This is a genomic window from Variovorax sp. V93 (assembly GCF_041154485.1).
Taxonomy (GTDB): Bacteria; Pseudomonadota; Gammaproteobacteria; order Burkholderiales; family Burkholderiaceae_C; genus Variovorax; species Variovorax beijingensis_A.
The window spans coordinates 5,100,580-5,112,622 of the sequence record NZ_AP028669.1 but is presented as its reverse complement, the minus strand read 5'-3'; the positions used below and the strand labels follow the sequence as shown (position 1 = coordinate 5,112,622).

Below are 12,043 nucleotides of genomic sequence, written 5' to 3'. Positions count from 1 at the left end.
GCGCACCATGATTCATACAAAGACAACTCTCTCGCTGCTCGATGCGTCGCTGGTCAAGCCCGCCCTGTGGGGCGCCTTCGCCAAGCTGAACCCGCGCACCCAGTGGCGCAACCCCGTGATGTTCATCGTCTACATCGGCAGCATCCTCACGACGCTGCTCTGGGTACATGCGCTGAGCTTTCCGGGCGACACCGGCATGAAGCCTGCCTTCGTGCTGGCCATCACCATCTGGCTGTGGTTCACCGTGCTGTTCGCGAACTTCGCGGAAGCCCTGGCCGAGGGCCGCAGCAAGGCGCAGGCCGCTTCGCTGCGCGGCCTGCGCAAGGACACCTGGGCCAAGAAGCTCAAGGAACCGCGTCACGGAAGCCAGTGGCTTCCCGAACAGGCGCCGAATCTCCGAAGGGGCGACGTGGTGCTGGTCGAGACCGGCGACGTCATCCCGCTCGACGGCGAGGTGATCGAGGGCGTGGCCTCGGTCGACGAGAGCGCGATCACCGGCGAATCGGCGCCCGTGGTGCGCGAATCGGGCGGTGACTTCTCGGCGGTGACCGGCGGCACGCGCGTGCTGTCCGACTGGCTGGTAGTGCGCATCTCGGTGAACCCGGGCGAGTCGTTCCTCGACCGCATGATCGGCATGGTCGAGGCGGCCAAGCGCCACAAGACGCCCAACGAGATCGCGCTCACCATCCTGCTGGTCGCGCTCACGCTCGTGTTCCTGATGGTCACCGTCACGCTGCTGCCGTTCTCGCTGTTCAGCGTGGAGGCCGCAGGCGCGGGCGCCGTGGTGTCGTTGACCGCGCTGGTGGCGCTGCTGGTGTGCCTGATTCCCACCACCATCGGCGGCCTGCTCTCGGCCGTGGGCGTGGCCGGCATGAGCCGCATGATGCAGGCCAACGTGATCGCCACCTCGGGCCGTGCCGTGGAAGCGGCCGGAGACGTCGACGTGCTGCTGCTCGACAAGACCGGCACCATCACGCACGGCAACCGCCAGGCGAGTGCCTTCCTGCCCGCGCCCGGCGTGCCGAAGGGCCGCCTCGCACGCGCCGCGATGCTCGCGTCTCTGGCCGACGAAACGCCCGAGGGCCGCAGCATCGTGGAACTCGCTCGCCGCGATGGCCTGGAGGCCGCATCTGTCGAAGGCGCGCGCTTCGTGCCGTTCACTGCCCAGACCCGCATGAGCGGCGTCGACCTGCCGGCCGCGCCGAACAGCCTCGATGCCGACGCGGTGCTGCTGCGCAAGGGCGCGGTCGATGCGATCCGCCGGCATGTCGAATCGATCGGCGGCAGCATGCCGGCCGAGGTGCTGCGCGCGTCCGAGGAAACCGCCCGCCGCGGCAGCACGCCGCTGGCCGTGTCCGAGGGCAATCGCGTGCTCGGCGTGGTCGAGCTCAAGGACATCGTCAAGACCGGCATCAAGGAGCGCTTTGCCGAGCTGCGCCGCATGGGCATCAAGACCGTGATGATCACCGGCGACAACAAGCTCACCGCCGCGGCCATTGCGGCCGAGGCCGGCGTCGACGACTTCCTGGCCGAAGCCACGCCCGAGGACAAGCTCGCGCTGATCCGCCAGTACCAGTCCGAAGGCCGCCTCGTTGCGATGACCGGCGACGGCACCAACGACGCACCCGCGCTCGCGCAGGCCGACGTGGCCGTGGCCATGGGCAGCGGCACGCAGGCGGCGAAGGAGGCCGGCAACATGGTCGACCTGGACTCGAACCCGACCAAGCTGCTCGAGGTGGTGGAAACCGGCAAGGCGCTGCTCATGACGCGCGGCTCGCTCACCACCTTCTCGATCGCGAACGACGTGGCGAAGTACTTCGCGATCATCCCGGCGATCTTCGTCTCGACCTACCCGCAGCTCGGCGCTCTCAACGTGATGCGGCTCGCGAGTCCGTCGTCGGCGATTCTTTCGGCGGTGATCTTCAACGCGCTGGTCATCGTGTTCCTGATTCCGCTCGCGCTCAAGGGCGTGCGCTACCGGCCGGTGGGCGCGGCCGCGCTGCTGCGCCGCAACCTGGCCATTTATGGCCTCGGCGGCCTGCTCGTTCCCTTCATCGGCATCAAGCTGATCGACTGGCTGCTGGTCGCAGTCCATCTGGTCTGAGGAGCTCTTCACCATGAACAACATCATTCGTCCCGCGCTGGTGCTCTTCGCACTGCTGAGTGCGCTCACCGGCCTGGTCTACCCGCTGGCCGTCACCGGTGCCGCCCAGGCGCTGTTTCCGTCGCAGGCCGCGGGCAGCCTGGTCGTGCGCAACGGCTCCGCCGTGGGCTCCAGCCTCATCGGCCAGAACTTCAGCGATCCGAAGCACTTCTGGGGCCGGCCCTCGGCCACCGCGCCGCAGCCGTACAACGCGAGCGCCTCGGGCGGCTCGAACCAGGGACCGCTCAACCCGGCGCTGGCCGAAGCGGTCAAGGGCCGCGTCAAGGCGCTGCGCGCCGCGGACCCGGGCAACACTGCGCCGGTGCCGGTCGATCTCGTCACGGCTTCGGCCAGCGGGCTCGACCCCGACATCAGCCCCGCCGCCGCGCTCTACCAGGCGGCACGCGTGGCGCGCGTGCGCGGGCTGCCGCCCGAGCAGGTGAAGGCGCTGGTCGCCAGCCACACGCAGGCACCGCTCTGGGGCTGGCTGGGCGAGCCGCGCGTCAATGTGCTGGCATTGAATCTCGCGCTCGATGGCCACTGACCTCTTCCGCTTGCTGCTGGCATTTGCAGCACTCTTCGCGCCGCTGGTCTTTGCCTGGTGGGCGCTTTCGCGCACCGCGCGGCGGCATGCCAAGCGCCGCAAGGGCGCGCCGATGCGCTAACCTGCGCAGCCACCGCCAGCACCATGCCCGACACCCGCCCCGATCCCGATGCCCTGCTTGCGCAACTGCGCAGCGACGAGGCGCGCGCGCTGCGCGGCAAGCTGCGCATCTACTTCGGCGCGAGCGCGGGCGTCGGCAAGACCTGGGCCATGCTGAGCGCCGCGCAGCGCGAGCGTGCCGCGGGGCGCGACGTGCTGGTCGGCGTGGCCGAGACCCATGGCCGCAGCGAAACCGCGGCGCTGCTCGCGGGGCTCGAGCTGCTGCCGCTGCGGGAGGTGGACCACCGCGGCCGCAGGCTCGCCGAATTCGATCTCGATGCCGCCCTCGCGCGCAAGCCCGCCGTGCTGCTGGTCGACGAGCTGGCCCACACCAATGCGCCCGGCTCGCGCCATGCCAAGCGCTGGCAGGACGTGCAGGAGCTCCTGGCCGCGGGCATCGAGGTCTGGTCGGCGCTCAACGTGCAGCATCTCGAAAGCCTCAACGGCACGGTCGGCGCCATCACCGGCGTGCGGGTGCACGAGACCGTGCCCGACACCGTGCTCGACGAAGCCGACGAGGTGGTGCTGGTGGACGTCACACCCGACGAACTCGCGGCGCGGCTCGCGGCCGGCAAGGTCTACCTGCCCCAGCAGGCCGAGCGTGCCGCGCAGAACTTCTTCCGCAAGGGCAACCTGATCGCGCTGCGCGAAATTGCGCTGCGCCGTACCGCCGAGCATGTGGAAGACGACGTGCGCGGCTGGCGCGTCGAGCAGTCGGGCGCGGCCGGCCGCAACGGAAAGGACGGGCAGGGCGGCGCGCTGCAGGCCTGGAACACCTCGGGCGCGATCCTCGCGTGCGTCGGGCCGCACGAGGGCGACGCGCAGACGGTGCGCACTGCGGCGCGGCTTGCGGGGCAGCTCAATGTGCGCTGGCACGCCGCATATGTCGAGACGCCGCGGCTGCAGCGGCTCGCCGCCGAGGAGCGCGACCGCATCCTCGCGGTGCTCAAGCTCGCCGAGGAACTGGGTGCGGCCACCGCGGTGCTCACCGGCTCCGACGTGGCCGAGCAGCTGGCCGAGCAGGCGCGGCGGCTCAATTGCGCCACGCTGGTGCTGGGGCGCCCGGAGCAGCCCGGCGGCTGGCGCCGCTGGTGGCCCGCCACGCCGATGCCGCTTTCGCGCGCGCTGGCGCGGCGCGCGCCCGCGCTCGACATCATGGAAGTCGGCCGCGCCGACAGCTCGCGCCGCCTGGCGCGCGCGCCCATCGCCGCCACGCGCGCCGATGACGACGACCACGAGAAGGCGCCTGTCCATTGGCCGGGCTATGCCTGGGCCACGGCCGCGAGCGTCGTGCTCACGCTGGTCTGCACGCCGCTGGCCCGCGTGCTGGAGCTGTCCAACATCGTGATGCTGTTCATGCTGGGCGTGGTCGGCGTGGCCATGCGCTTCGGCCGCGGGCCCTCGGCGCTTGCGGCCTTGCTCAACGTGGCGGCGTTCGATTATTTCTTCGTGCCGCCGCGCCTGTCGTTCGCGGTGAGCGACGTGCAGTACGTGCTGACCTTCGCGGTCATGCTCGGCGTGGGCCTGCTCGTGGGCCAGCTGATGGCGGGGCTGCGCTTTGCGGCCGGCGTGTCGACCAGCCGCGAGCGGCGCGCGCGCTCGCTGTTCGAACTCACGCGCGAACTCTCGGCCGCACTGGAAAGCACGCAGGTGGTGGCGCTGGGCGCCGCCGCGGTGCAGGGGCACTTCGGCGGCCAGGCGCTGGTGCTGGTCACCGATGCGGCCGACCAGCTCGTGCTGCCCAAGAGCCCGCCTGAGGGCTTCGATGCGCAGGTGGCCGACTGGGCCTTCCGCCACGGCCAGCCTGCGGGCCTGGCCACCGCCACGCTGGCGGCGCAGCCCTGGCACTACGTGCCGCTGCAGGCGCCGATGCGCGTGCGCGGCGTGCTCGCGCTGTCGCCGGCGCAGCCGCGCTGGCTGCTGATCCCGGAACAGGCGCAGCAGCTCGACACGCTGGCCCGGCAGATCGCGATTGCGCTGGAGCGCGTGCACTATGTGGAGGTGGCGCAGCAGGCGGTGGTCGAGATGGAATCGGAGCGCCTGCGCAACGCGCTGCTCGGCGCCATTTCGCACGACGTGCGCACGCCGCTCACCGCATTGATCGCGCTGGCTGAATCGCTGCAGACGCTGCCGCCCGAAGCGCACGCCGAGGCGGCGCACGCCATCGTCGCGCAGGCGCACGAGCTGCACGCGCTGGTCAACAACCTGCTCGACATGGCGAGGCTCGAAAGCGGCATCGCGGGCGGCGCGGTGAACCTGCGGCGCGACTGGCAGTCGGTGGAGGAGGTGGTCGGCTCGGCCATCCGCGCGGCGCGCACCGCGCTCGGCCATACCGTGGTGCAGACCGCGCTCGAACCGGGGCTTCCGCTGGTCGAATTCGATGCCGTGCTGATCGAGCGCGTGCTGGTCAACCTGATCGAGAACGCCACCAAGTACGGTGCGCCGCCCATCGTGGTCGGCGCGCGGGCCGAGCCCGGCACGCTGATGCTCACGGTGCGCGACCACGGCCCGGGCCTGCCCGCCGCGCTGCTGGGCCGCGAGCAGAAGCTGTTCGACAAGTTCACGCGCGGCGAAACCGAGTCGGCCACGCCGGGCGTGGGCCTGGGCCTTGCAATCTGCCGCGCCGTGGTGAGCGCGCACGGCGGCGAGATTGCCGCGGCCAATGCGCAGGGCGGCGGTGCAGAATTCACGGTCACCCTGCCGCGCCGGGAACCACCGGAAACAGCCGAAGCACAATTCTGAATCCATGCCATCGCCCACCGCCATCGTGATCGAGGACGAGCCGCAGATCCGGCGCTTCGTGCGCGGTGCGCTCGAGGCCGAAGGCTGGCTGGTGCATGAGGCCGGCACGCTGCGCGACGGGCTCGCAGCGGCCGGCACGCGCCAGCCCGACCTGCTGGTGCTCGACCTCGGCCTGCCCGATGGCGATGGCGTCTCCCTGATCCGCGATGTGCGGGGCTGGTCGGCCGTGCCGATCATCGTGCTGTCCGCGCGCAGCGACGAGGCCGACAAGATCGCCGCGCTCGATGCCGGCGCCGACGACTACCTGACCAAGCCCTTCGGCACCGGCGAGCTGCTCGCGCGCGTGCGCGCCAACCTGCGCCGGCCGCGCGCGGCGGGCGGCGACGAAACGGCAGAAGCGGTGTTCCGTTTCGGCGAGGTCGAACTGGACCGCGCCGCGCGCATCGTGCGCCGCACAGGTGCCGAGGTGCACCTGACGCCGACCGAGTACCGATTGCTGTCAGTGCTGGTCGCCAACGCCGGCCGCGTGCTCACGCAGCGCCAACTGCTGCGCGAGGTATGGGGCCCGTCGCATACCGACCAGAGCCACTATCTGCGCATCTACATGGGGCATTTGCGGCAGAAGCTGGAAGCGGATCCGGCGCAGCCGCGGCATTTGCTGACCGAAACGGCCGTGGGGTATCGGTTGGTGGTTTAGCTGGCGGGCGCCGCGCTTTGTCGGGGGCACAGAGCCCTCACCCTAGCCCTCTCCCGGAGGGAGAGGGGACAAGACGGAGCGGCGAGATGGTGTCGGGCTATTGCTCCCTCTCCCTCCGGGAGAGGGCAGGGGTGAGGGCAGCGGCATTCAAGCCGCCACGCCCTTGTTCGGATTGAGCAGAAATTTCTCCCCCGTCGCCTGCTTCCCATACACCCCGATCGCATCGAGCTGCAAGGCCTCGAGCAGCGAAACCTCCCGCGTGTAATGGCTCGCAAACGTGGTCTTCAACTCCGCCACCACGCGCGCCTTCAGCCGCTGCGCGCCTTCGTCCCCGAGCTTCTGCAGGAACGGAAACAGCAGCCACCCGCCCATGCCCCACGCCATGCCGAAGTTGCGCACGAACTCCGTCGGCGAGCGGTCCAGGCCGCCGTAGATGTAGACCTGCTTGTGCGTGGTCGAGCCGTAGCGGCTGTATTCCTTGGCGGTGCGGTTCAGCGCCGCTTCCATGCAGCCGAGGATCTGGCCCGCGAGCTTGCCGCCGCCCGTGGCATCGAAGGCCAGCGTGGCGCCGGTCTCGACCAGGGCCTGCGTCAGGTCGTCGAGGAAGGTGGGCGAACTCGCGTTGCACACGTACTTCGCGCCGATGCCGCGCAGCAGTGCTTCCTGCTCGGGCTTGCGCACGATGTTGACCAGCGCGATGCCGTCCTTCTGGCAGATCTTGTTGAGCATCTGGCCCAGGTTGGATGCGGCGGCCGTGTGCACCAGCGCCTTGTGGCCTTCGCGCCGCATCGTCTCGACCATGCCCAGCGAAGTGAGCGGGTTCACGAAGCACGACGCGCCTTCGGCCGGCGCGGTGCCCGCGGGCAGTTCCAGGCACTGGGCCGCGGCCACCGCGCGGTACTGCGAATACATCGCGCCACCGATCGCGGCCACCGTCTTGCCCAGCAGCGCCTGCGCCGCGGGCGACGAACCGGCCTTCACCACCACGCCGGCGCCTTCGTTGCCGACCGGCATCGACTGGTCCAGCCGCCCGGCCATGGCCGGCATGGCGCGTTCGGGCACGGCGGCCGTGACGATCGGCCGCTCGGGCGTGCCGGAGACCTTGGCAGTGCCCATGTCGGCCGCACCGAACAGCAGGCCCAGGTCCGACGGATTCATCGGCGAGGCCTCGACGCGGATCACGACCTCGTGCGCCTGGGGTTCGGGAATCGGCTCGTCGTGCAGCGAGAGTTCGAGTTCGCCGTTCGCACGGATGAGGGAGCGCAGTTGCAGTGCCATGGATGAGCCCCTTGAGCCTCGTGAAAGAGGCAGGTTCGAAGGTGGCCCAGGGCCACGGGGCGGCCAGTATAGGAGCGGCGTGCGAAAGCTGCAGACGCCTTCAGGACACCGCGGGAACCGTCGGTGCGTGGGCCAGCGCATGGCCCATCTTCTCTGCATCGAAGCGATCGATGTAGCGCGGGATGTTGCGCCAGAGCGTGTGGTAGCCGTAGCCGCCGCGGAACATCTCCTGGCGCGCGCTTTCCTTGTCCCAGCCCTGCACCGCCATGCGGTAGGCCGCCGCGACCACGCCGGTGCGGTCGGCGCCGTGCATGCAGTGGATCAGCACCGGCCCCTGCTTCTCGGCCTCGCGAATGGCCACCAGCGCGCGCAGCACCTTGGCGTCGTCGATCGACCAGGTGTTGATCGGCACGCGCACCAGGCGGATGCCGCTGCCCGCGAACACCTTCCGATCGTCGTTGAAGGAGCGCAGGCTCACGGTGGTGCCGATGCCCAGCGCCTTCAGCGCCGCCACGTTGGCGATGCGCGGCTGCGCGCTGCGGTACAGCGTGGGCGTGATGCGGTGCAGGTTCTCGACGCCGAGCGCGTCGAGCGGATCGGCCCAGTGCCCGGGGCGCGGCACGGCGTGCGCCGCGGCGGCGCCGCTGCCGTTCCTGCGCTTGTGCTTCCTTGCGCTCATTTCGCGCGCCGCCAATGCCGCGTCACCAAAATCAGCAGGGCCACCGCCAGGCCGCCCCAGTAGTCGACCGGCGCGCCCCAGATCCAGTGCTTGTGCCAGAAGGCATCCACCGCATTGAAGCGCGCCCAGCCGAAGGCCGGGTTGATGAGGAACCAGAGGAAGTCCTCGCAGACCCAGAACACGATCAGGCCGGCCACGGCCAGCCCGAAATCGCGCCACGTCCAGCGTCCGTTGAAGGCCAGCGGCGCCAGGAACACCAGCACCATGAAGGTGAAGACCCAGGCGTGGTAGCCCGTCATCGCGCGCCCGCCCCAGAAGATGTCGAGCCAGATGCTGTTCTCGATGCGCCAGGTGGGCAGCGAGGTGGCCCAGCCGGCGCCGCCTTCGATCTGGATCTCGGCATTGGCGAAGAAGAAGGCCATCACCACCACCCATGCCAGGTAGCCGAGCGTGCGGGCCACGCCCGTTTTCTCCACGGCGCCCGTCATGCGGCTTCGCCCAGCACGTGGCGCAGCACCGCGGCCGCCGCGCGCGGCTTGCCGAGCGCGCGGCTGCATTCGGCCATGTCCGCGAGCTTGGCGGGGTCGGCCATCAGGCGTGCCACCTTGTAGTCGAGGCCGATGGCGTCGTAGGCCAGCCAGCCCGCGCCTTCTTCCATCAGGAAGCCGGCGTTGTGCTCTTCCTGCCCCGGAATCGGCGAAATCAGCAGCATCGGCTTGCCGAGCGCCAGGCACTCCGACACCGTGAGCCCGCCGGGCTTGGTCACGACCAGGTCGGCCGCCGCCATGAGCCTGTGCATCTCGTGGGTGAAGCCGATGGCGACCACGCGCCCCGGATGGCGCGCGGCCAGGGCCTGCAGCTTGCCGTGCGCCTCGGCGTTGCGGCCGGCCACGGCAATCACCTGCAAGCCGCTGTCGCCGCCGAGCGAAAGCACGCGCTCGACCATGCTCGCCAGGTCGCCGACGCCTGCACCGCCCGACGCCATCAGCAGCACCGGCCGTGCGGGATCGAGGCCGAGCGCCGCGGCGCAGGCATTGCGCGCGAGCGCCGGCGCGTCAGGCTCGGAGAAGGCCGGCATCACCGGGATGCCGGTCACGTGGATGCGCTCCGCGGGAATGCCGCGCGCTTGCAGCCTGAAGGCCACTTCCTCCGTCGCGGCCAGGTAGCCTGCCATGCCCGGCACCAGCCACATGTTGTGCAGGTCGTAGTCGGTGATCTGCAGCCACACCGGGTAGTCGATGCGGCCGCGGTTGCGCTCGCGCATCAGCAGCTCGGCCGGCAGGAAGTGGGTGCAGATCACGGCGTCGGGCTTCTCGCGGCGGATCTCGCGCAGCAGGGCGCCGGTGCTCAGCCGCTCGATGCCGCGGCGCAGGCGCTGCGAAGGCGCGTGGTGCGGCGTGGCGTCGGTGCGCTGGTGCAGGTAGGACCACAGCTCGGGCGCGCGGTTCACGAGCTGGATGTACCAGTCGGTGTACACCTTGCGGAAGCCGCCGGCCACGTGGGCCATGGCATCGATGTGGACCGCCGTGTGCGGCGGGGCCGATTGCATCGCGGCTTCGAGGGCTTGCGCTGCGCGCACGTGGCCGTTGCCGGCGCTCACGCTGAGGATCAGGATTTTGGTCATGCGGGTCCGGGCCGTCGGCGGGCCATTGGCGCGCATTATCCCCATGCATTGCGACACATCCCGCGGGCGGCCGCCCATCGGCGAAAATGCGGCTGCGCACCGCTTCACCGGGCGTGACCCGCCCCCAACCGACCGCGCCCCGCATGACCGACGCCCCCGCCCCGATCCGCCTCAACAAACGCATGGCCGAGCTCGGCCTCTGCTCGCGCCGCGAGGCCGACGAATGGATCGCCAACGGCTGGGTGAAGGTGAACGGCAAGCCGGCCGAAATGGGCGTGAAGGTCACGCCGTCCGACCGCATCGAGATCGACAAGGCCGCCAAGGGCCAGCAGGCGACGCAGGTCACCATCCTCATCAACAAGCCCATCGGCTACGTGAGCGGCCAGGCCGAGGACGGCCACGAGCCCGCGGTGACGCTCTTCACGCCGCAGAACCGCTGGGCCGAGGACAACGCGCGCTTCTTCTTCAGCCCGCAGCAGCTGCGCGGCCTGGCGCCGTGCGGGCGGCTCGACATCGATTCCATCGGCCTGCTGGTGATGACGCAGGACGGGCGCATCGCGCGCCAGCTGATCGGCGAAGACTCGGTGATGGAGAAGGAGTACCTGGTGCGCGTGGCCTACCACGGCCTGGGCCAGCCCGCGCCCACCGGGCAGCTGGTGCGCATGGACGACGACGATCCCGTCACGACCAATGTGCAGGCGGTCTTCCCGCCCGCAATGCTCGCCAGGCTGCGCCACGGCCTGAGCCTCGACGGCCAGCCGCTCAAGCCGGCACGGGTCGAATGGCAGAACCCCGAGCAATTGCGCTTCGTGCTCACCGAGGGCAAGAAGCGCCAGATCCGCCGCATGTGCGAGCTGGTCGGCCTGAAGGTGGTGGGCCTGAAGCGCGTGCGCATCGGCCGTGTGATGCTCGGCAACCTGCCCGTGGGGCAGTGGCGCTACCTCGCTCCGCACGAGAAGTTCTGAGCCGTTGCCGATGGCCGTGGTGCTGAGCCAGCGCGCGCTGAACCGGGCCACGCTGGCGCGGCAGATGCTGCTGGAGCGGCGCAAGGCGACGCCCGCGCAGGCCATCGAAAAGCTCGCGGGGCTGCAGGCGCAGGCGCCGAACCCGCCCTACATCGGCCTGTGGAGCCGGCTCGAAGGCTTTCGCCGCGAGCAGTTGACCGAAGCCCTCAAGCAGCGCCGCGTCGTGCGCATGTCGACGATGCGCGCGACGCTGCACCTGATGGCCGCATCGGATGCGCTGGCCTGGCGGCCGCTGCTCGAACCCGTGCACCAGCGCGGATTGCAGGGCAGCAGCCACGCGCGGGCGCTCGAAGGCATCGACCGTGCGGTGGTGGTGCAGGCGGGCCTCGCGCTGCTGCGCGAAGGCCCGCTCACCAGCTCCGAACTCGGCCGGGCCCTTGCGGCGCGCTGGAAAGACCGCGAGCCCGCCTCGCTCGCCGCACTCATCCGCAACAGTGTGCCGCTGGTGCACCTGCCGCCCGCGGGCAGCTGGAACTCGCACCAGAACGCACGGCTGCAGCCCATCGCACAGTGGCTCGGAGAATCCGCCGCCGATGCCGCACCGGCCACGCAGGACGAGCTGCTGCTGCGCTACCTCGCAGCCTTCGGCCCCGCCACACTCGCCGATGCCGGCGCATGGTCGGGCCTCGCGGGCTGGAAGGCCGTGGCCGAGCGCCTCCGGCCGCAGCTGCGCAGCTTCATCGGCGAGCAGGGCCAGGAACTGTTCGACCTGCCGCGCGCGCCGCGCCCCGGGCCCGACACGCCCGCGCCGCCGCGCCTCGTCGCCGAATGGGACAACCTGCTGCTCTCGCATGCCGACCGCAGCCGCGTGATGAGCGAGGCGCACCGCGCCCGCGTGTTCACTGCCAACGGCATCGTGCGTGGCACGGTGCTGCTCGACGGCTTCGTCGCGGGCGTCTGGAAGATCGAGCGCGCGAAGAACAACACGGCCACGGTGGTGCTGGAGCCCTTCACCCGCTGGCCGAAGGCCGAGCGGCTCGGCGTGCAGGAAGAGGCCATGCGCCTGCTGGCCTTTGCAGCGGATGGCGAGGGCGAGCGGCACGAAGTCCGCGTGCTAAGCCCCGCCTAAGACTTCGCCCCTACGCTGCGCCGCGGCGCAGGACACTACCGGTCATCCCGATCGCGTGCTACCTTGGCGCCCAAGGAGTCGCC

11 protein-coding genes are annotated in these 12,043 nt (G+C 70.6%); 7 read left to right on the top strand and 4 right to left on the bottom strand.

The features are described from left to right. The first annotated feature begins 7 nt into the window (after window positions 1-7). Genes kdpB through kdpE form a run of 5 tightly spaced genes read left to right on the top strand, consistent with a single transcriptional unit; the run spans window position 8 to window position 6,285 of the window. Window positions 8-2,104, top strand: a complete 2,097-nt coding sequence (gene kdpB, locus ACAM54_RS24285; protein WP_369649201.1) for a potassium-transporting ATPase subunit KdpB — start codon at window positions 8-10, stop codon at window positions 2,102-2,104. Between the two features lie 13 nt (window positions 2,105-2,117). Next, the gene (kdpC, locus tag ACAM54_RS24280; protein WP_369649200.1) at window positions 2,118-2,687 is read left to right on the top strand and encodes a potassium-transporting ATPase subunit KdpC; all 570 of its coding nucleotides are present in this window, start codon (window positions 2,118-2,120) and stop codon (window positions 2,685-2,687) included. Continuing rightward, window positions 2,677-2,808, top strand: a complete 132-nt coding sequence (locus tag ACAM54_RS24275) for a hypothetical protein (protein ID WP_369649199.1) — start codon at window positions 2,677-2,679, stop codon at window positions 2,806-2,808. Before kdpC ends, ACAM54_RS24275 begins: the two co-directional genes overlap by 11 nt. 23 nt (window positions 2,809-2,831) lie before the next feature. Continuing rightward, window positions 2,832-5,588, top strand: coding sequence for a DUF4118 domain-containing protein (locus tag ACAM54_RS24270; RefSeq protein WP_369649198.1), 2,757 nt, complete (start codon window positions 2,832-2,834; stop codon window positions 5,586-5,588). A gap of 4 nt (window positions 5,589-5,592) precedes the next feature. Next, window positions 5,593-6,285, top strand: coding sequence for a two-component system response regulator KdpE (gene kdpE / locus ACAM54_RS24265; RefSeq protein ID WP_369649197.1), 693 nt, complete (start codon window positions 5,593-5,595; stop codon window positions 6,283-6,285). A 147-nt stretch (window positions 6,286-6,432) separates the two neighbouring features. On the opposite strand, the gene ACAM54_RS24260 is transcribed toward kdpE, so the two are convergent. The 4 genes from ACAM54_RS24260 to ACAM54_RS24245 form a co-directional block, all read right to left on the bottom strand. Beyond that, window positions 6,433-7,563: a zinc-binding dehydrogenase gene (locus ACAM54_RS24260; RefSeq protein WP_369649196.1), complete on the bottom strand. Its 1,131-nt coding sequence runs from the start codon at window positions 7,561-7,563 to the stop codon at window positions 6,433-6,435. Window positions 7,564-7,663: 100 nt separating this feature from the next. Further along, complete coding sequence (locus tag ACAM54_RS24255) at window positions 7,664-8,242, bottom strand: tyrosine-protein phosphatase (protein ID WP_369649195.1); 579 nt, start codon at window positions 8,240-8,242, stop codon at window positions 7,664-7,666. After that, window positions 8,239-8,730, bottom strand: a complete 492-nt coding sequence (locus ACAM54_RS24250; RefSeq protein WP_145739461.1) for a hypothetical protein — start codon at window positions 8,728-8,730, stop codon at window positions 8,239-8,241. Before ACAM54_RS24250 ends, ACAM54_RS24255 begins: the two co-directional genes overlap by 4 nt. Then, the gene (locus tag ACAM54_RS24245; protein WP_369649194.1) at window positions 8,727-9,866 is read right to left on the bottom strand and encodes a glycosyltransferase; all 1,140 of its coding nucleotides are present in this window, start codon (window positions 9,864-9,866) and stop codon (window positions 8,727-8,729) included. Before ACAM54_RS24245 ends, ACAM54_RS24250 begins: the two co-directional genes overlap by 4 nt. A 143-nt stretch (window positions 9,867-10,009) precedes the next feature. Between ACAM54_RS24245 and ACAM54_RS24240 the strand changes: the two genes are divergently transcribed. Together ACAM54_RS24240 and ACAM54_RS24235 are read left to right on the top strand one after the other, a co-directional pair. Continuing rightward, complete coding sequence (locus ACAM54_RS24240; protein ID WP_369649193.1) at window positions 10,010-10,831, top strand: pseudouridine synthase; 822 nt, start codon at window positions 10,010-10,012, stop codon at window positions 10,829-10,831. A 10-nt stretch (window positions 10,832-10,841) separates the two neighbouring features. After that, window positions 10,842-11,960, top strand: a complete 1,119-nt coding sequence (locus ACAM54_RS24235) for a winged helix DNA-binding domain-containing protein (protein WP_369649192.1) — start codon at window positions 10,842-10,844, stop codon at window positions 11,958-11,960. Window positions 11,961-12,043 lie beyond the last annotated feature (83 nt).

Coding starts and splice junctions, on each gene's coding strand:
- ACAM54_RS24275 (WP_369649199.1), top strand. CDS start 2,677: ATGGCCACTGACCTCTTCCGCTTGCTGCTGGCATTTGCAGCACTCTTC.
- ACAM54_RS24240 (WP_369649193.1), top strand. CDS start 10,010: ATGACCGACGCCCCCGCCCCGATCCGCCTCAACAAACGCATGGCCGAG.
- ACAM54_RS24260 (WP_369649196.1), bottom strand. CDS start 7,563: ATGGCACTGCAACTGCGCTCCCTCATCCGTGCGAACGGCGAACTCGAA.
- ACAM54_RS24270 (WP_369649198.1), top strand. CDS start 2,832: ATGCCCGACACCCGCCCCGATCCCGATGCCCTGCTTGCGCAACTGCGC.
- ACAM54_RS24235 (WP_369649192.1), top strand. CDS start 10,842: ATGGCCGTGGTGCTGAGCCAGCGCGCGCTGAACCGGGCCACGCTGGCG.
- ACAM54_RS24245 (WP_369649194.1), bottom strand. CDS start 9,866: ATGACCAAAATCCTGATCCTCAGCGTGAGCGCCGGCAACGGCCACGTG.
- kdpE (WP_369649197.1), top strand. CDS start 5,593: ATGCCATCGCCCACCGCCATCGTGATCGAGGACGAGCCGCAGATCCGG.
- ACAM54_RS24255 (WP_369649195.1), bottom strand. CDS start 8,242: ATGAGCGCAAGGAAGCACAAGCGCAGGAACGGCAGCGGCGCCGCCGCG.
- kdpC (WP_369649200.1), top strand. CDS start 2,118: ATGAACAACATCATTCGTCCCGCGCTGGTGCTCTTCGCACTGCTGAGT.
- kdpB (WP_369649201.1), top strand. CDS start 8: ATGATTCATACAAAGACAACTCTCTCGCTGCTCGATGCGTCGCTGGTC.
- ACAM54_RS24250 (WP_145739461.1), bottom strand. CDS start 8,730: ATGACGGGCGCCGTGGAGAAAACGGGCGTGGCCCGCACGCTCGGCTAC.